The sequence below is a fragment of the Cellulomonas sp. APG4 genome (assembly GCF_009996735.1).
Lineage (GTDB): Bacteria > Actinomycetota > Actinomycetes > Actinomycetales > Cellulomonadaceae > Actinotalea.
The window spans coordinates 1-18,365 of the sequence record NZ_JAACYI010000033.1 but is presented as its reverse complement, the minus strand read 5'-3'; the positions used below and the strand labels follow the sequence as shown (position 1 = coordinate 18,365).

The following is an 18,365-nucleotide window of genomic DNA, read 5'->3' as shown; positions in this document are numbered from 1 at the left end:
ACCGGCCCGTGCACGGCGCCTGCCGGCTCGGCCAGGATGGGGCGGTGACCGATCCCGAGGTGCCCGTCCCGGGGGTGCCGCTCGACCTGAGTCGCCACACGGGCTTCCTGGTGCGGCGCACGCAGCAGGCGCACCTCGCGACCTGGGCCCAGGAGGTCGGCGCACGGCTGACCAACGTCCAGTTCGGCGTCCTCAACGTGCTCGCGGGGCGGGGTGAGGTGAGCCAGCGCGAGCTCGGTGACGTCCTCGACCTCGACAGGTCGACCGTCGCCGGACTCGTCGCACGGCTCGAGTCCCGCGGACTCGCCGCCCGGGCGAGGGTCGACGGCGATCGGCGCCGCAATGCGGTGCGGCTCACCGACGAGGGTCGCCGCGTGCTGCGCGAGACGGCCCGGGCCGCGGCGCGCGTCGACGAGGTGCTCACCGCGGCGCTCTCCCCGGCCGAGCGCACCGAGCTCCAGCGCCTGCTCACCCTCGTGCTGCGCACGGCGCCGCGCGGACCCGTCGACCAGGCCTGATCGCGGCCTCCGGGACCGCCCGCCGTCAGCGGCTCAGCGGACGGCTGCCTCTCCCCGCTTCGCCGCCTGGATCTGCTCGTAGACGTGCGTGCGCAGCTCGGTGAACCGCGGCAGGGCACGCGTGGTGAGCTGGTCGCGCTCGGCCGGGAGGTCGATCGCGAGGTCCTCCTGCACCACGGTGGGCGATGCCGAGAGCACCAGGACGCGCTCGCCGAGGTAGACCGACTCGTCGATGTCGTGGGTCACGAAGAGCACGGTGACCCCGAGGTCCTTCCACACGCGGCGGACGAGGTCCTCGAGGTCCGCCCGGGTCTGGGCGTCGACGGCGGCGAACGGCTCGTCCATGACCAGCACCTCGGGCCGGTACGCGACCGCGCGCGCGATCGCGACGCGCTGCTGCATGCCGCCCGAGAGCTGCCACGGGTACTTGCGGGCGGCCTGAGCGAGGCCCACCTCCTCGAGCGCGTGCTCGACGGCGCGCTGGCGCTCGGCCCGTCCGACGCCCCGGGCACGGAGCGGGAGCGCCACGTTGTCGCCCACCGTGAGCCACGGGTAGAGGCTGCGGCCGTACTCCTGGAAGACGACGGCCATGGTGCGCGGGGGTGCGGTGACGACGGCGCCGTCGAGGGTGACCTCGCCCGCGCTCGGCGGCAGCAGCCCCGAGATGCACTTGAGCAGCGTCGTCTTGCCGCAGCCCGAGGGGCCGACGATGCAGACGAGCTCGCCGGGGCGAACGTCGAAGCCGACCGAGCCGATCGCCTCGACGGGTCCCGTGGCGCTCGGGTAGGTCTTCCGCAGGTCGCGGACGGACAGCAGCGCGGTGCGGTCAGCCACGTTCCACCTCTCTCGATCCGTGGTGCCAGTGCAGGACTCGTCGTTCGACGAGGTGGAACACGGCGGCGACGACCACGCCGACGAGGCCGAGCAGCACGGTGCCGCTCCACATCTCGGCGATCATGTACTGCCGCTGGAAGAAGACGATCTGGTACCCGAGGCCCGAGGACGACGCGAACATCTCGGAGATCACCATGAGGATCAGGCCGATCGAGAGCGTGAGCCGCACGCCGGCCATGATCTGAGGGCTCGCCGCGGGGAGCACGAAGAACCGGTAGGCGAGGGCGCCCCGGATCCGGTACGAGCGCGAGGTGTCGGCGAGCACGGGGTCCATCGCCCGCACGCCCTCGACGGTGTTGAGCAGCACCGGCCACACGCTCCCCGAGACGATCACCGCGAGCTTCATGCCGTCACCGATGCCCATGAGGAGCATGAGGACCGGCACGAGGACCACCGGTGGGATCGCGCGGAAGAACTCGAGCATCGGCTCGAGCAGGGCGCGCAGCCAGGGCGTCGACCCGATCACGGTTCCCGCGACCACGCCGACGACGATCGAGATCAGCACGCCGACGGCGAAGCGGCCGAGGCTCGGCAGCACGTCACGCGTGAGGGTCGTCGGGTCGAGCCACGTGTCGACGAACGCCTGGCCCACGCGCACCGGCGAGGGCAGGTAGAGGTTGGTCGAGCCCTGCGTCACGACGGCCCACCCGAGCACGAGCAGCACGGGGAGCCCGACGGCGAACGCGGCCGAGACGGCGTAGCGGCGCACCGCGGTCACTGGGGGACCTCCCTGCGGACCGACGGGTGCCAGTGCAGGGCCCTGCGCTCGACCGCGCGCGTGCCGAGGTTCACCGCGAGGCCGAGCGCACCGGTGACCAGCACCATCGCGTACAGGCCGGGGGCGTCGGGAGCCGAGCGCAGGAGGTCGATCTGCCGGCCGATCCCGGGGTTGCCGATGACGAGCTCGGCGGTGATCGTCAGCACGAGTGCGATGGACGCCGCGAGGCGGAACCCGGTGATGACGTAGGGGAGCGCGGTGGGGAGCACGAGGTGCCGCAGCCGGTGCCGGCGGCCCAGGCCGAAGCTGCGCGCGGTGTCCCGCGCGACGGCGTCCACGTCCGCGATGCCGTAGAGCACCTGGATGAGCACCTGCCAGAAGGGCGCGTAGACCACGACGATCAGCGCCGCCTCACGCGACAGGCCGGCGAGCAGCACCGCGAGGGGGATGATCGCGACCGACGGGATGGGGCGCAGGAACTCGATCGTCGTGTGGGTCGCGCGGCGCAGGAACGGGACGAGTCCGATGACCGTGCCGAGCACGAGCGCGGCCCCGAGCGCGAGGCCGAGGCCCAGGGCCCAGGTGACGACGGTGTCCCCGAGGGCCGACCAGAACCGCGTCTCGCCGAGCTCGGCGACCAGGCGCGCGAGCGTCGTGGTGATCGGCGGGAGGTACTCGGGGTTCACGAGCTCGGCGCGCGCGACGAGCTCCCACGTCGCGGCGAAGCCGAGCACGCCGAGCGCGCCGAGACCCGTGCGGCGCCACGAGCGCCGACGGCGGCCGGGGACGGCCGGCGCGGGTGCCGTCGCGGAGGTGCCGCCCGCGCCGTGCCGACCGGGCCGCGGGTGGTCGTCGGCGACGCCCCCGGGCCCGGCGCCGCGGTGGCTGCCGGGTCCGGGGACGGTCGTCATCGGGGTGGTCACTCGACGATGAGCGCGCCCAGGTCGGGCGCCGACTCGAAGTAGCCGCGCTCGACCCCGAGGTCGGCCAGGTCCTGGAGGACGTCGGTGTCGAGCTCGGTCGTGAACTCGGGCAGCGGCAGGTTCGCGGCGGCCTCCTCGGGGAGCTCGAGCTCGTCGACCAGCGCCTGACGCACGGCGTCGTCGTTCTCCGCAGCCCAGGCGAAGGCCTCGGCGAGCGCGGTGCGCATGTCTGCGACGAGGTCCGCGTTCCCGGCGACGGTCTCGCCCGTGGCCTGCACGACGAGGGTCGGCAGCCCCGGCAGCACGGCCTGGTAGGGGTACACGACCACCTCTCCGCCCGCGCCCACGATCATCGACACGAACGGCTCGGGCACCCAGGCGGCGTCGATGTTGCCGGCCTCGAGCTGCGCGCGGGCGTCCGGGAAGTTGACCTCGACGTACTCGATGGTGCTCGCGTCGCCGCCGTCCGCCTCGACCGCGGCCGAGATCGTCAGGTCGCCGGCGGCACCGATCGAGTTGACCGCGACGCGCTTGCCCGCGAGGTCGGCGGGCGAGGAGATGTCGCTGCCGGGCGCCGAGACCACGGCGTTGATGTCGTCACCCTCGGCGTAGCTCGACGCGTAGTTGGCGATGATCGCGACGTCGAGCCCCTGGAGGCTCGCGCGCATCGCGCCGAAGGGCTGGCCGATCGAGAAGTCCACGTCGCCGTTGATGAGCGCGGGCATGGCCTGGGCACCGCCCTGGATGGGCTGCACGGTCACGTCGAGGCCGGCGTCGGCGAAGATGCCCTCCTCGACGGCCGCCCACAGGGGGGCCGTCTCGCTGATGCTCAGCGCGCCGATCGTCACGGGGCGAGGGGCGTCGTCCTCCTGCTCCGTGCCGGGGCTCGCGTCGTCGGGCTCGTCGGCGGGGGCCTCGGAGGAGCATGCCGCGAGGCCGAGCGACAGCGACGCGACGAGCGCTGCCACGAAGGCGTTCCGTCGGTTCATGGGGGTCCTCAATTCTCCGTTGAATGTCGAGGATGCGGGGTGGCGGCACGGTGCCGCCGGGCACGAGCTGCAATGCATGACACTAGATGCGCCATCGTGCTTCTGAAATGTCATGCGTGTCAATGGTCGGGCGCCGATCGGCCGACCGCGGAGGCCAGGGTGGGCCTCGCGCCGCGTGCCATACTCCCGCGCATGTCGCCGCGGTCGTCCGGGGATCCCGTGCCGCCGGGCCCGCCCCGTCGGCCCGAGCAGCTGCTGCTGGCGTTCCTCGGCGAGCTCGTGCTCGACCGTGACCTGGGCCCGGTCCCGACGGCGTTCCTCGTCGACCTGCTGGGGCCCCTCGGCGCGGGCGAGCCCGCGACCCGCGCGGCCCTCGCCCGGATGGTGCGTCGGGACCTGCTCGCGCCGGTGCGCGCGGGCCGCTCCGTCGGCTACCTGCTGACCCCGACCAGCGAGCGGGTGCTGCGCGACGCACACGGCCGCATCTTCGCGCGCGACCCGTTCGCCCCGGACGGCGAGGGCTGGACGCTCGTGACGTTCAGCGTGCCCGAGGCGCGGCGTGACCTGCGCCACCGGGTGCGTGCCCAGCTCTCGTGGGCGGGCTTCGGGCTGCTGCGCGACGGGCTGTGGATCGCGCCCGGCGAGGTCGACCTCACGGACGTGCTGGGCGAGTTCGCCCACGACTCCGAGGTGGACCTCGTGGCCTTCCGGGCCGTGGAGGTGGACGGCTTCTCTGTCGCGGCGGCGGTCGAGGGCGCGTGGCGCCTCGACGACATCCGCGCGCGGCACCTCGAGTTCCAGGCGCGGTGGGGTGCGGTCGCGCCGGACCCGGCGGGCTCCGACGGCCCACCCGACGGGACGCGCGCGGTGCGTGAGGTCACGGCGCTCGTGGCCGACTGGCTCGCGCTGCTGCGCGCGGTGCCCCGGCTCCCGCTCGCCCACCTGGGCGACGGCTGGCCGTCGCGCACGTCCGTCGAGGTGTTCCGGCAGCGCCACGAGCCGCTCGCGCGTGCGGCGAGGGCCGAGGTCGCGCGCGTCCTGAGGCCCTGAGTGGCCAGTCTTTCTCTACTTCTTCGTGACGGTCGTCAGGATTTTGCTTGACGTCGAGCCGTGTCCGGGGCCACCATGCGGGCACGGGATCGTCACGAGGAGGTGGGCCCCGTGCCAGACCGCGTCGTGCCCGACGGCGACCTGGGCAGCGCCAACTACGCGACCGTGTGGGACGCCGTCGCCGAGGCGGTGCCCGATCGCACCGCGATCGTGGCGGCGGGCCGGACCATGACCTACCGGGAGCTCGAGGCCGCCGCCGCGAGACTCGCGACGACGCTCGTCGCGCACGGCCTGGGCCCCGACTCGCGCGTCGCGGTCTTCATGTACAACCGGCCCGAGTACCTGGTCACGCTGTACGCGGCCTACAAGGTCGGCGCGATCCCGGTCAACATCAACTTCCGCTACGGCGGGACCGAGCTCGCCGAGCTGCTCGAGCTCTCACGACCCGAGGCCCTCGTGCACCCCACGAGCCTGCGCGCCGCCGTCCTGGACGCCTCGCGTCGGACGGCCCTGCCGGGCCTCGTGCTCGCGGTGCCCGACGACGACGGCCCGCTCGAGCCGGGCCGTCCGTTCGCGGACGCGCTCACCGCCGAGCCCCTCCCGCCGCGCGACCAGGGGCCCGAGCGCAAGATCTTCATGTTCACGGGAGGCACCACGGGGCGACCCAAGGCCGTCGTGTGGACCCACGGGAACCTGTTCGACTCGCAGCAGTTCTCGATCTACGGCTCGCTGCCCGTCACCCCGCCGCGCACGCTCGAGGAGGTCACGCGGATCGCCGCGCGCGAGGACCTGCCGCGCACCGTGTGCCTGCCGCTGCCGCCGATGATGCACGCGACCGCGCTCTTCAACGTGATGAACGCCGTCGTGCTCGGCGGGACCGTGGTCTTCCTCCCCTCGGCGCGGCTCGACCCCCGCGGCGCGCTCGAGGCGATCGAGACGCACGGCGTGACCCGGCTCATCGTGGCGGGCAACGCCGTCGTCGGCCCGCTCGTCGAGGCGCTCGAGCACGCCGTGGGACCGCGGCCCGACGTCAGCGCCCTGGGCACCGTGCTGAGCTCGGGGATGACCTGGTCGGACGACCTCAAGCGCAGGCTCCTGACGTTCGCCCCGCACGCGACCCTGATCGACATCGTGGGCGCGAGCGAGGGCGGCCCCTTCGCCTACGGCGTGGTGCGCGGGCCGCAGGACCTCCCGTGCCGCCCGCGGCTGGCCCCCGGCGCCGTGGTGCTCGGCCCCGACCGCACCGAGGTCCAGGACGTCACGGGCGCGACGGGCGTGCTCGCCTACCGCGGTCAGATGCCGCTCGGCTACCACGAGGACCCCGCGCGGACTGCCGAGGTCTACCCGACCATCCGCGGCGTGCGGCACGTGGTGCCCGGCGACCACGTCCGCGTGCTCGGCGACGGCTACGTCGAGATGCTCGGCCGTGGCTCGGGGGTCATCAACACGGGTGGGGAGAAGGTCTACCCGGCCGAGGTCGAGGAGGTCCTGCTCGCCGTGGACGGCGTCGCCGACGCGGTGGTGGTGGGTCTGCCCGACGAGCGCTGGGGCGAGGTCGTGACCGCCGTCGTGGTGCCCGAGCCCGGGGCGACCGTGGAACCCGAGGAGCTGCGGGCCGCGGTGGGCGCGCGCCTCGCGGGGTACAAGAAGCCGCGCCACGTGCTCGTGGTGGACCGGCTCGAACGCAGCCCGAGCGGGAAGCTCGACATGCGCGGGCTGCGGGCGCGCGTGCGCGACCTGCTCACGTCCCCGGTGCCGGGCGCCACTGCTCCCGCGCCGTCCGCCCCGCCCGTGGGGGCCCCGGCGCCACTCGTCCCGGTCCCGTCCGACGACCCGTCCCCGAGAGGTGCGCGATGAGGTTCACGCAGGCCCACATCCCCTTCGGCTTCAGCTGGACGTCCCCGTTCGCGCGCTGGCAGGGCCCGCTCGCCGAGCTCAACAGCCTCGACCTCGCGGTCGACGTCACCGGGCGTGCCCTGGCCGACAGGGGCCTGGCAGCCGAGGAGATCACCGAGTGGACGTTGGGCTGCACCGTGCCGCAGAAGCACGGCTTCTACGGGGTCATGGGCCTGTCGCGCCGCCTGGGTGCAGGGGCGCACGGCGGCCCGTGGATCGCGCGGGCGTGCGCCACGTCCGCCGCCGTCGTCGAGCACCTCGCCACCCAGGTCGAGCTCGGTGCGCACGCGACCACGATCGGGGTGGTCACCGACCGCACGAGCAACGGTCCGCTCATGGCGTGGAGCAGCGCAGCCGGCCCGGGCGGGGCGCCCGTCACCGAGCACTGGGTGCTCGACCCCATGAAGCTCGACCCGACCACCGGGCAGAGCATGAACGACACCGCCGAGAACACCGCGGCCGACGGCGGCTACACGCGTGCGCAGGTCGACGAGGTCACCCTGATGCGGTACGAGCAGTACCGCAGCGCGCTCGCGGACGACCGCGCCGTGCAGCGCGAGTACATGGTCCCGGTGCGGATCCCGCGCCGGAAGGGTGAGGACTGGCTCGAGGCGGATCACGGCGTCCACGCGTCGACCGCCGAGGGTCTCGCCCGGCTCTCGCCGGTACGGCCGGGTGGCGTCGTGACCCACGGTGCCCAGACGCACCCGGCGGACGGGTGCGCGGGCGTCGTCGTGGCCTCGGCCGATCGTGCGCGCGAGCTGGGGCGTGACGGCGTGACCGCGCAGATCCTCTCGACGGGGTTCGGGCGGGCCGAGCCCGCCTACATGCCCAAGGCGCCCGTGGGTGCCGCGCTGCGGGCGCTCGCCGACGCGGACCTCGAGATCGGTGACGTCGACGTCGTGACGACGCACAACCCGTTCGCGGTGAACGACCTGTGGTTCGCCGACCGGACGGGCTACCCGCTCGAGCGGATGAACCCCTACGGGTCCTCGCTCGTCTACGGCCACCCGCAGGGCCCGACCGGCGCGCGCGCCCTGACCGAGCTGGTCCACGCCCTGCACGCACGCGGCGGCGGCGTGGGCCTGTTCACGGGCTGCGCCGCCGGCGACGCCGCGGGCGCCGTCGTCGTCCGCGTCTCCTGACCGCCCACCCACCTGACCGTCCGCCCACCTGACCCGTCGACCACCCGGACCTGCCGACCACGAGACACGAACCGAGAGGCCTCCCGTGACAGCACCCACCCGCACCACCGTCCCGCTCGCCGAGCTGACGAGCCACGTCGGCACCACCTTCGGCCCGTCGTCGTGGCGGGAGGTGACCCAGGACGAGGTGAACCGGTTCGCCGACCTGACGGGCGACCACAACCCCGTCCACCTCGACGACGCGTTCGCGGCCTCGACGCCGTTCGGCGGCACGATCGCCCACGGCTACCTCACGCTCGCGCTCGTCGTCCCGCTCATGGCCGAGATCCTCGAGGTCACCGGCGTGGGCACGGGGATCAACTACGGGCTCGACCGTCTGCGCTTCCCGGCTCCCGTGCGCGTGGGCTCGCGCATCCGCGTCACGTCACGGCTCGCCGAGGTGACCGACGTGCCGGGCGGCCACCAGGCCGTGTACGAGAACACCGTCGAGGCCGAGGGGCAGGCCAAGCCCGCCGTCGTGGCCGTCATGGTCGTGAGGTACTACGCATGAGCGCCACCACGCCCACGGGTACGTCCGCGGCGGTCGACCTGACCGACAAGGTCGCCGTCGTCACCGGCAGCGGGCGCGGCCTCGGTCTCGCTCACGCCCGTGCGCTCGCGGCTGCGGGCGCCGCCGTCGTGGTCAACGACGTCGACGCCGACGCCGCGGCCGAGGCCGTCGCGGGGATCGAGACCGCGGGCGGGCGCGCGGTGGCGGTCGTGGCCCCGGTGGGGCCCACCGAGACCGCCGACGAGCTCGTCGCGACGGCGGTCGAGCGGTTCGGCGGGCTCGACGTGCTGGTGACGAACGCGGGCGTGCTGCGCGACCGCGTGCTGTGGAAGACCTCGGACGAGGACTTCGACCTCGTGGTGCAGACGCACCTGCGGGGCACCTTCACCACCGCCCGCGCGGCCGCGGTGCACATGCGCGAGGCCGGGCGCGGCGGGCGCATCGTCGCGGTCGGCTCGCCCGCGGGGCAGCACGGGAACTTCGGCCAGACGACCTACGCGGCGGTCAAGGCCGGCATCGTCGCGATGGCCCGCACCTGGTCCCTCGAGCTCGCGCGGGCGGGGGTCACGGTCAACGCGATCGTCCCCACGGCGATCACCGCGATGACGGCGACCATCCCCGTGTACGCCGAGGTCGCCGAGGCCTTCGGCCGGGGCGAGCCGCTGTCGCCCACGGTGCGCCGGGACCACGCCCTCGGCGGCCCCGAGGACGTCTCGCCCGTGGTCGTGTGGCTCGCGTCGCAGGCCGCGGCCGAGGTCACGGGTCAGGTGATCGGCGTGGGCGGGGACAAGCTCTCGCTCTGGTCCGTGCCGCAGGAGGTCGAGGTCGCGTACGCCGACGGCGGCTGGACCGCCGAGCAGGTCGCCGAGACCTGGCCGACGCGGTTCGCACCGCACCACCAGCCGAGCGGGATCGCGCTGCCCCCGCTCGACCCGGCCGGCTGAGGCGCGCGATGACCGCGACCGGTCCCGCGGGGCGGGGTCATGTCGAGCGCGTCCGCGTCGAGTTCGTCGACACGGACGCGGGCGGGCGCATCCACCACACGGCGGCGCTGCGCTGGGCCGAGCGGGCCGAGCACGGCCTGCTGCGGGCCGTCGGCTGGGCGGACCTCACGAGCTTCCCGAGGCGCAGGGTCGAGGTCGAGTTCCTCGCCCCGCTGCGGTTCGGCGACGTCGTCGAGGTGGAGATCTCGGCGACCGCCGTCGGGCGCACCTCGGTCACATGGGCGTGGCGCGTGCTGCGCGACGGTCACGTGTGCGTCGTCGGCAGCACGACGTGCGTGCACGTGGGCGACGACGACCGTCCGCGCCCGGTGCCCGCGGGGCTGCGGTCGTCGCTCAGTCCCGGGTGATCAGGAAGGGCGCCACGCGGTCGGCCAGCTCGGGCGCGTGCTCGGCGACCACCTGGCGCACGCGCACCGAGGCCGGCGCGCCGAGCTGCTCGTAGGTGTCGAGGAACAGCTCGCGCGCCTCGGGCCGGGGCCAGTCGGCGGGCAGCAGCCGCCCCGGGAGGTCGGGGTCCAGACCCGGGAACGCGCGCCACGCGTCCATCAGCTCGGTGCGCCGCACGAGGGCGTCGACGGGTGGGATCGCGCCCTTGCCGAGGGCCGCGTGCGTGGGCCGCCACTCGTCCACGAAGGCGCGGTAGCGCTCGACCAGCCCGGTGAGGTCCCAGGCGGACTGCGGGGGGACCGCCGTGCCCGGGAGGTCGGGCGACGTCGCGACGAACGCCGTCGCGTTGGTGACGCCCAGGTCGGCGAGCTCGGCGAGCGCCTGGTCGTGGCGTGCGTGCGGTGAGAGCCAGAGCGCGTCGTAGAGCGGCGCGAAGCCGAGCCAGCGCAGGCGTGTGCGCAGGGCCTCGCGCACCGAGCGGTTCGCCTCGGGCACCGAGAACGCGACGAGGCTCCAGCGGCCGTCCCAGTCGTCCGGCCGGGTGCGGCCGAAGTCGACGATGCGCACGGCGCCGCGCCGCATGACGTCCTGCCCCCGGGCGGACATCGCGTAGAAGGTGTGGCGTCCCTCTCGCGTCGAGGTGAGCAGGCCGTGCTTGACCATGCGGCTGAGCGCCGCCCGGGCCGCGACGTCGCTCACCCCGAAGTCGGCGAGCAGCTCGACGAGTGCGGCCGAGGGCAGCGGCTCGGTCTGCCCCCACCAGTAGTCGCCCAGCAGCGTGAGCAGCAGGCTGGGTGGTGAGCCCTGCCGGGTGCGCGGCGACGCCGCGCGGCGGCCGGAGCGTTCCGGCCCGCGTCCTGCCGCAGCTGCCATGGCCCACCCCTCTCCGCGCCGTCCGCGTCGACGGCGGAGCGCCAGCCTGCCCGGCCGGACGGGCAGGCGCAACGTGCAATTCTTGACACATACTAGTGCGTGCGTCGATAGTCATGTCACACACCGATCGAGTCGGGGAGTCGTCGACGATGAGGCTTGCCAGCACGCCCGACGGGCGCGTCCACGTGGTGCACGACGACCTGCTGGTCGACGTGACCGGAGCGCTCGGGCTCGGCGTCGGCCCCCAGGGCGGCCTGCGCGAGCTGCTGTCCCGCGGCGGAGGGCATGCGGCGCACGAGGCGCTCGCGGCGCTCGACCTGGACTCGCTGCCCGCCCGGTCGCTGGCAGGGACCGCGCTCGGCGCGCCCGTGCCGCACCCCGGGAAGGTCGTGGGGGCGCCGGTGAACTACCTCGACCACAAGGTCGAGATGGGCGAGCAGCGCACGATCGCCGAGTACGGCGTGTTCCTCAAGGCGCCGTCATCGGTGAGCGGGCCCGACCGCCCGGTGCGGCTGCCCTACCGCGACGTGCCCGTGCACCAGGAGGGCGAGCTGGGGGTCGTCGTCGGGACGACGGCGTGGCAGGTGCCGGCCGAGCGCGCCCTCGAGCACGTCTTCGGGTACGTGCCGCTGCTCGACGTGACCGTCCGCTCGACCGAGGACCGCTCGACCCGCAAGTCGTTCCCGACGTTCACGCCGACGGGTCCGTGGGTCACCACGGCCGACGAGGTGGGCGATCCCGGCGCGCTGGGCCTGCGCTGCTGGGTCGGCGACGAGCTGCGCCAGGAGACCTCGACCTCGGAGCTCGTCTACGGCGTCGCGCAGCTCGTCGCCTACGCGAGCCACGTGATGCCCCTCGAACCGGGTGACCTCATCGCGACCGGAACCCCCGCCGGCGTCGGTCCGCTGCACGACGGCGACCGGGTGGTGCTGGAGATCGACCGGCTCGGCCGGCTCGAGGTGACCGTCTCGGGCGCCGAGGCCGTCGCGTACGCCGACCGGCCGGGGAGCCGATGAGCGCCGTCGGCCGCGCGGACCTCGCGGCGGGACCCGGCGCCGTGCCGACCGCGGAGCACGCGCTGCGGCCGCTCTTCCGCCCCGCGAGCATCGCCGTCGTCGGCGCCTCGGCCCGCGAGGGCAAGGCGGGCCACGCGATGGTCCAGTCGCTCGCCGGCTTCCCCGGGCCCCTGCACCCCGTCAACCCGCGCGGCGGCGAGATCCTCGGCCGGCGTGCGGTCCCGAGCCTGCGTGACGTGCCCGGGACGGACCTCGCGGTGCTCGTCGTCCCGCCCGACGTGGTGCCCGCCGCGCTCGCGGACGCCGCCGCCGCGGGCGTGCGCGCCGCCGTGGTGTGCGCGGGTGGCTTCGCCGAGAGCGGTCCCGCGGGAGCTCGCCTCCAGGCCGAGGCCGCGGCGGTCGCCCGCGACGGCGGCATCCGGCTGCTGGGCCCGAACACCTCGGGCTTCATGAACCCCGTGGACCGCACGACGGCGAACTTCATGCCCGCCGTCGTCGAGCTGCTCCCGGGCGAGGTCGGGGTCGTCGCGCAGTCGGGCGGTGTGAACCTCGCGATCGCGTTCCTGCTCGCCCAGTCCGGCCTCGGGCTGCGGCTCGGCGCGGGCCTCGGCAACGCCGTCGACGTGGGCTTCGCCGACGTGCTCGACTTCCTCGCGGACGACGACGCGACCCGCGTGGTCGCGCTGCACGTCGAGGCGGTCGAGGACGGTGAGCGGCTGGTCGCGGCCGTGCGACGCGCCACGGCCCGCAAGCCGGTCGTCGCGTTCTGCGTGGGCCGCACCGACGTCTCCGACTTCGCGCGCTCGCACACGGGTGCGATGGCGGGGTCGTGGGCCGTCACGTGTGCGGCCCTCGGGCAGGCCGGTGCGGTGGTGGTCGACGGCCTCGACGAGCTGGTCGCCGCGGTCGCGGCCCTGACCGGGGTGCGGTTGCCACCCACGGCCGATCCCGGGGCCGCGGTGCTCACCGGCCAGGCCGGGCCGGGCCTCGTCGTCGCCGACGCGCTCGGCACCCGGGGCGTGCGGCTGCCCGCGCTCGGTGACGCCACGCGCGCGCGGCTCGACACCCTGCTCCCCCCGCTGACCTACCAGAGCAACCCGGTCGACACGGGCCGGCCGGGGGAGACCTTCCCGGCGGTCCTCGACGCGGTGCTCGCCGACCCGGCCGTCGACGTCGTGGGCGTCTACGCGCTCGACGAACCCGGCGTGCTCGACCCCGCTACCGCCGCGGGGCGGGGCGCCGGGCGCGTGCTGTGGGCGAGCGGTGGACCGGCCGCCGTGCTCGACCGGCGGCGCACCGAGCTCGCCGCCGTCGGCGTGCCGCTGCTGACCAGCCCGGGCGCGCTCGCCCAGGGGCTGCACGCCGTCGTCGCGGACGCGCGCGGTCGCGCCGTGCCCGACGCCGCGCCGCGGCCCGCCGGGCGCTCGCTCCGTGCGGTGCTCGACGAGGACGGCGCGAAGCGCCTCGTCGAGACGGCCGGTCTCGCCACACCCCGGCGACGCGTGGCGGCCGACCGCGCGCAGGCGCACGCCGCGCTCGACGAGCTCGTGGCCGACGGCGGAGTCGTCGTCAAGGTGCTCGACGCCGCGGTCACGCACAAGTCGGACGTCGGCGGCGTGCACGTCGGGGTGCGCGACCACGCCTCCCTCGACCTCGCCCTCGACGCGATCGACGCGATCGGTGGGGCGCACCGCTACCTGGTCGAGCAGCTGGCCCCGCCGGGGGTCGAGCTCATCGTCGGGGGCGTGCGCGACCCGGCGTTCGGGCCGGTGGTGATGGTCGCCCTCGGCGGCGTCGCGGCCGAGCTCGGCGGCGACCCCGTGCTGCGGCTCGCACCGCTGTCCGCCGAGCGCGGGGCCGAGATGGTCGCGGCCCTGCCGACCACCGTGCTCGACGGGTTCCGCGGCGCGCCGCCCGTGCCCCGCGCCGCGCTCGCCGACGTGCTGCGCGCCGTCGGCGACCTGCTCGTGGACCACGCCGACGTCCGCGAGATCGACCTCAACCCCGTGCGGCTCACCGCGGACGGACCGCTCGTCCTCGACGCCCTCGTCGTGACCACAGGCCAGGAGGAGTGACATGACCGAGACCACGTCCAGCCGTGAGGTGCTCGTCGTCGGGGCCGGCCCCGTCGGCCTCACGGCCGCGCTCGCGCTGCGCTCCTACGGCGTTCCCGTGACCGTGCTCGAGGCGGGACCCGAGGGCCGGGGCCGCCCGGGCAGCCGGGCCATCTTCACGCACAGCAACACCCTCGAGATCCTCGACCGGATCAGCCCCGGGCTCGGTGCCGAGCTCTACGGGCACGGGGTCTACTGGAACACCCAGCGCACGTTCCACGCGGGCAAGGAGGTCTACGCCAAGACCTACCCGGACCCGCCGGCGGACGCCTACCCGCACTTCACGAGCCTGCCCCAGGTCCAGATCGAGGCCTACCTCATGGCGCGCGCGGTCGCGGCCGGGGTCGAGCTCGCGTGGGACAACCCGGTCGAGGAGGTCGTCGCCGACGACGACGGCGTGGCCGTGCGCGCGGGCGGGAGTCGTACCTGGCGCGCCGCGTACGTCATCGGGGCCGACGGCGCGCGCTCCGTCGTGCGCAAGCAGGTCGGCGCACGCATGGAGGGCTCGCGCGACGACGGCTGGTACGTCGTCGTCGACGTCGCCGAGATCGCCCAGCCCACCCTCCCCCAGGAGCGGCACTTCCACTACGCGCACCCGGCGGTGGGCGGGCGCAACGTGCTCGTGGTGCCCTTCGCGGGCGGCTACCGCGTGGACCTCCAGCTGGTCGACGGCGACGACCCCGAGGAGCTCGCGTCGCCCGAGGGCGTGCGGCGGTGGCTCGACGCGGTGCTGCCGCCCGGTTACGCGGACGCGGTCACCTGGGTGTCGACCTACCAGTTCATGCAGCTCGTCGCGCACGACTTCGCCGACCCTGCCCGTCGCGTGCTGCTGGTGGGGGAGGCGGCCCACCTCTTCGCCCCGTTCGGGGCGCGGGGTCTCAACTCCGGGGTGCCCGACGCCGAGTCGGCCGCGATCGCCGTGGTGCTCGCGCGCCAGGCGACCAACCGCGCGGCCGAGCGGGCCGCGGTCGAGCGCTTCGCCCGCGCGCGGCGTTCGGCCGCACTGTTCAACCGCGACGCCGCGGGTGAGGCTCTCGCGCACCTGCGCCCGGCTCCCGAGACGGCGGCCCGGATCGCCGCGGCCGCCGAGCGCGCGCCGGCTGACCTCGAGGCCTCCACCTGGCTCGAGAAGGCCCCCTACGGCCCGCGCGGCGTCCACCGCGCGGAGACGATCTACCGCTACTGACGACACGACGGAGCCCCGGGCACCACCGCCCGGGGCTCCGTCGTGCGCGGGTCAGTCGGACGAGGCCGCGGGCTTCTCGAGGCCCTGGGCGATGAGTGCCATGACCGACGAGTCCGCCAGCGTGGTCACGTCGCCCACCTCGCGGTGCTCGGCCACGTCGCGCAGCAGGCGACGCATGATCTTGCCCGAGCGGGTCTTGGGCAGCTCGTTGACGACGAGGATCGTCCGCGGCTTGGCGATCGGGCCGATCTCCTTCGTCACGTGCTTGCGCAGCGTCGCCGCGACGTCGGCCCCCTCACCGGCCTCGTCGACCTTGTCGAGGTGCTCGGCGCGCAGGATGACGAACGCCACGACGGCCTGACCGGTGGTCTCGTCGCTCGCGCCCACCACCGCGGCCTCGGCGACCATCGGGTGCGAGACGAGGGCCGACTCGATCTCGGCCGTCGAGAGACGGTGCCCGGAGACGTTCATGACGTCGTCCACGCGGCCCAGCAGCCAGATGTCGCCGTCGTCGTCCTTCTTGGCGCCGTCGCCCGCGAAGTAGATGCCCGGGAAGCGCGACCAGTACGTGTCCTTGTACCGCTGCTCGTCACCCCAGATCCCGCGCAGCATCGACGGCCACGGCTCCGAGAGCACGAGGTACCCGCCCGCGCCGTCGGGCACGGGCTTGGCCTCCTCGTCCACGACCTCGGCGACGATCCCGGGCAGCGGCACCTGCGCCGAGCCCGGCTTGGCCGCGGTCACGCCCGGGAGCGGCGAGATCATGATCGCGCCGGTCTCGGTCTGCCACCACGTGTCGACGATCGGGGTGCGGTCGGCGCCGATCACGCGGCGGTACCACATCCAGGCCTCGGGGTTGATGGGCTCACCCACGCTGCCGAGCACGCGCAGCGAGGACAGGTCGAACTGGCCCGGGACGTCCTCGCCCCACTTCATGAAGGTGCGGATCGCCGTGGGCGCGGTGTAGAGGATCGTGACGCCGTACTTCGCGACGATCTCCCACCAGCGGCCCTTGTGCGGCGTGTCAGGCGTGCCCTCGTAGAGCACCTGGGTCGCGCCGTTGACCAGCGGCCCGTAGACCACGTAGCTGTGCCCGGTGACCCAGCCGATGTCGGCCGTGCACCAGTAGACGTCCTGCTCGGGCTTGAGGTCGAACACGTTGAGGTGCGTGTACGCCGTCTGGGTCAGGTAGCCGCCGGTGGTGTGGAAGATGCCCTTGGGCTTCCCGGTCGTGCCCGAGGTGTAGAGGATGAACAGCGGGTGCTCGGCCTCGACGTCCACGGGGGTGTGCTGGGCGGGCGCGGCCTCGAGCGCCTCGTGCCACCACACGTCGCGACCCTCGGTCCATGCGACGTCCTGACCCGTGCGGCGCACCACCAGGACCTTCTGCACGGGGCTCGGCGTGCCGTCGTCGTCGGGGCCCACGGCCTCGTCGACGGCGGGCTTGAGGGCGCTCGGCGCGCCGCGTCGGTAGCCGCCGTCGGCGGTGATGACCACGGTCGCCTGCGCGTCGTCGATGCGCGAGCGCAGCGCCTCGGCCGAGAACCCGCCGAACACGACCGAGTGGACCGCGCCGATGCGCGCGCACGCGAGCATCGCGACGACGGCCTCGGGGATGAGCGGCAGGTAGATCGCGACCCGGTCCCCGGTGCCCAGCCCGAGGGCCTCGAGCGCGCCCGCGGCCCGGGACACCTCCTCGAGCAGCTGCGCGTAGGTGATCTCGCGCGTGTCCCCGGGCTCACCCTCGAACAGCAGCGCCACGCGGTCGCCACGGCCGGCCTCGACGTGCCTGTCGACGGCGTTGTAGCACGCGTTGAGACGGCCGTCGGCGAACCAGCGGGCGACGGGGGCGCCGGACCAGTCGAGGACCTCGCTGAAGTCGGTGCTCCAGCTCAGGAGCGACCGGGCCTGCTCGGCCCAGAACCCCTCGCGGTCGGCCCGTGCGCGCTCGTAGAGCTCGGCCTGGGCGTTGGCCTGGGCCGCGAACTCGGCGCTCGGCGGGAAGGCCCGCCTCTCCGCGGACAGGTTCTCGAGCGGGGTCGTGCCGGTCGTGTCGGTCACAGCATCTCCTCCTGCGCAGCTTCATCGGTGCGGGCGGGGCGAGGACGCGCGGCGGCGTCGCAGGTAGGCATCGTGGCCCAGGACGAACGTCCCGGACAAGGCTCGTCGCCCCGGGGCGACGAAGGTCACAGGTGCCCGCCGACGACGGCGCCGCGGCCCGGACGTGCGGGTCAGGTGTGGCGAGCCCGCTGGTCGGCCTCGATGCGGATGCGGTCGCGCTCACCCGCGACGGCCTGGGCGCGTGCGGCCTCGGCGGCCGCGACCTGCTCGGCCCGACGGCGACCGCTGCGGCGCGCGGCGGCGGCCGCGAGCCCCGCGGCGAGCAGCAGGGTGCCGATCAGCACGAGCTGGCCGCTCATGGCGCTCTGCGCGAGCTGCTCCACGGCCGCGGGCTGGTCGCGTCCGAGCCACTGCTCGGCCGTGTCCTCCATGACGCCGGGCACGACGAGGTAGGCGAGGCCGAGGCCGAGGCCCCAGACGAGACCCCCGGTGATCGGCACGGCCGCGCTCCATGCACCGAGCAGCACGAGCAGGGCGAGCAGCACGAGCCCGGCCACGAGCAGCGTGAGACCGAGCGTGTCCGTGCCCATGTCGGTGGTCCCGGCGACGTCGGCGAGCCGTGCGGTGCCGATGCTCGTGAGCAGCAGCGCGACGGGCGTCAGCAGGAGGCCGACGAGCACGCCGAGCACGTGGCGGCCGGCGCCGCGCCGTGGCGGCGGTTCGGGCAGGTCGCGCTCGTCGGTGGCGCCGCGGTCACGACGTCGCGCGGAGGTGTCGTCGGCGGTGCGGGCCGCGCCGGCTCCCGCGGCCGCCCCGGCTCCCGCCACGAACAGGAGGGCGCCCGTGCCACCGAGCCCGCGCACCCCCCCCCGCCCCGGCGGGCGCCCGGGCCGTCGGAAACCGCCCCCGGCGGCCCCCCGCCCGGCGGGGGCGCGGGGCGTCGGCCACCGCCGAGGCCCGCCCCGCCGCGCGCGGTGCGCAGGAGGATCAGCAGCAGACCCACCACGAGCACGACCACGAGGACGCGCCCGAGCAGCTGCT

At 74.8% G+C, this 18,365-nt stretch carries 17 protein-coding genes; 10 read left to right on the top strand and 7 right to left on the bottom strand.

From position 1 onward, the window contains the following. Window positions 1-44: 44 nt before the first annotated feature. Window positions 45-518: a MarR family winged helix-turn-helix transcriptional regulator gene (locus GXB85_RS16985; protein ID WP_161918854.1), complete on the top strand. Its 474-nt coding sequence runs from the start codon at window positions 45-47 to the stop codon at window positions 516-518. Between the two features lie 33 nt (window positions 519-551). On the opposite strand, the gene GXB85_RS16980 is transcribed toward GXB85_RS16985, so the two are convergent. Genes GXB85_RS16980 through GXB85_RS16965 form a run of 4 tightly spaced genes read right to left on the bottom strand, consistent with a single transcriptional unit; the run spans window position 552 to window position 4,042 of the window. Further along, window positions 552-1,352: an ABC transporter ATP-binding protein gene (locus GXB85_RS16980; protein WP_161918853.1), complete on the bottom strand. Its 801-nt coding sequence runs from the start codon at window positions 1,350-1,352 to the stop codon at window positions 552-554. Continuing rightward, window positions 1,345-2,130, bottom strand: coding sequence for an ABC transporter permease subunit (locus GXB85_RS16975; RefSeq protein ID WP_161918852.1), 786 nt, complete (start codon window positions 2,128-2,130; stop codon window positions 1,345-1,347). Before GXB85_RS16975 ends, GXB85_RS16980 begins: the two co-directional genes overlap by 8 nt. Next, window positions 2,127-3,041 (bottom strand): ABC transporter permease, encoded by a 915-nt coding sequence (locus tag GXB85_RS16970; protein WP_161918851.1) that lies wholly within the window; start codon window positions 3,039-3,041, stop codon window positions 2,127-2,129. The genes GXB85_RS16975 and GXB85_RS16970 overlap by 4 nt, the downstream gene beginning before the upstream one ends. Window positions 3,042-3,049: 8 nt before the next feature. Continuing rightward, window positions 3,050-4,042 carry an ABC transporter substrate-binding protein gene (locus GXB85_RS16965; protein ID WP_161918850.1) on the bottom strand — a complete coding sequence of 331 codons (993 nt, stop codon included), beginning with the start codon at window positions 4,040-4,042 and terminating at the stop codon, window positions 3,050-3,052. A 192-nt stretch (window positions 4,043-4,234) separates the two neighbouring features. Here GXB85_RS16965 and GXB85_RS16960 point away from each other — a divergent pair, with 192 nt between their 5' ends. The 6 genes from GXB85_RS16960 to GXB85_RS16935 all read left to right on the top strand — a co-directional run bounded on the left by GXB85_RS16960 (window position 4,235) and on the right by GXB85_RS16935 (window position 10,034). Further along, window positions 4,235-5,092 carry a PaaX family transcriptional regulator C-terminal domain-containing protein gene (locus tag GXB85_RS16960; protein ID WP_161918849.1) on the top strand — a complete coding sequence of 286 codons (858 nt, stop codon included), beginning with the start codon at window positions 4,235-4,237 and terminating at the stop codon, window positions 5,090-5,092. A 111-nt stretch (window positions 5,093-5,203) separates the two neighbouring features. Further along, entirely contained in the window at window positions 5,204-6,949 is a 1,746-nt protein-coding gene (locus GXB85_RS16955) for an AMP-binding protein (RefSeq protein ID WP_161918848.1), read from the top strand. Continuing rightward, complete coding sequence (locus tag GXB85_RS16950) at window positions 6,946-8,133, top strand: thiolase family protein (RefSeq protein WP_161918847.1); 1,188 nt, start codon at window positions 6,946-6,948, stop codon at window positions 8,131-8,133. The genes GXB85_RS16955 and GXB85_RS16950 overlap by 4 nt, the downstream gene beginning before the upstream one ends. Before the next feature lie 85 nt (window positions 8,134-8,218). Beyond that, window positions 8,219-8,683 (top strand): MaoC family dehydratase, encoded by a 465-nt coding sequence (locus tag GXB85_RS16945; RefSeq protein WP_370524311.1) that lies wholly within the window; start codon window positions 8,219-8,221, stop codon window positions 8,681-8,683. Next, entirely contained in the window at window positions 8,680-9,627 is a 948-nt protein-coding gene (locus tag GXB85_RS16940) for an SDR family NAD(P)-dependent oxidoreductase (protein WP_161918846.1), read from the top strand. The genes GXB85_RS16945 and GXB85_RS16940 overlap by 4 nt, the downstream gene beginning before the upstream one ends. A gap of 8 nt (window positions 9,628-9,635) precedes the next feature. Then, window positions 9,636-10,034: a thioesterase family protein gene (locus GXB85_RS16935; RefSeq protein ID WP_161918845.1), complete on the top strand. Its 399-nt coding sequence runs from the start codon at window positions 9,636-9,638 to the stop codon at window positions 10,032-10,034. Here the strand turns inward: GXB85_RS16935 and GXB85_RS16930 are convergent. Further along, window positions 10,021-10,947: a PaaX family transcriptional regulator C-terminal domain-containing protein gene (locus GXB85_RS16930; RefSeq protein WP_161918844.1), complete on the bottom strand. Its 927-nt coding sequence runs from the start codon at window positions 10,945-10,947 to the stop codon at window positions 10,021-10,023. The two genes, GXB85_RS16935 and GXB85_RS16930, sit on opposite strands and share 14 nt — an antisense overlap. A gap of 149 nt (window positions 10,948-11,096) precedes the next feature. Between GXB85_RS16930 and GXB85_RS16925 the strand changes: the two genes are divergently transcribed. From GXB85_RS16925 to GXB85_RS16915, 3 genes are read left to right on the top strand one after another with little or no spacing between them, the layout of a single operon-like run. After that, window positions 11,097-11,963: a fumarylacetoacetate hydrolase family protein gene (locus GXB85_RS16925; protein ID WP_161918843.1), complete on the top strand. Its 867-nt coding sequence runs from the start codon at window positions 11,097-11,099 to the stop codon at window positions 11,961-11,963. After that, window positions 11,960-14,038: an acetate--CoA ligase family protein gene (locus tag GXB85_RS16920; RefSeq protein ID WP_161918842.1), complete on the top strand. Its 2,079-nt coding sequence runs from the start codon at window positions 11,960-11,962 to the stop codon at window positions 14,036-14,038. Before GXB85_RS16925 ends, GXB85_RS16920 begins: the two co-directional genes overlap by 4 nt. 1 nt (window position 14,039) lies before the next feature. Continuing rightward, window positions 14,040-15,263, top strand: a complete 1,224-nt coding sequence (locus GXB85_RS16915) for an FAD-dependent monooxygenase (protein ID WP_161918841.1) — start codon at window positions 14,040-14,042, stop codon at window positions 15,261-15,263. A 51-nt stretch (window positions 15,264-15,314) separates the two neighbouring features. On the opposite strand, the gene acs is transcribed toward GXB85_RS16915, so the two are convergent. Together acs and GXB85_RS16905 are read right to left on the bottom strand one after the other, a co-directional pair. Continuing rightward, complete coding sequence (gene acs / locus GXB85_RS16910) at window positions 15,315-17,324, bottom strand: acetate--CoA ligase (RefSeq protein ID WP_161918840.1); 2,010 nt, start codon at window positions 17,322-17,324, stop codon at window positions 15,315-15,317. A gap of 170 nt (window positions 17,325-17,494) precedes the next feature. After that, window positions 17,495-18,187, bottom strand: a complete 693-nt coding sequence (locus GXB85_RS16905; protein WP_161918839.1) for a hypothetical protein — start codon at window positions 18,185-18,187, stop codon at window positions 17,495-17,497. Between the last annotated feature and the right edge of the window lie 178 nt (window positions 18,188-18,365).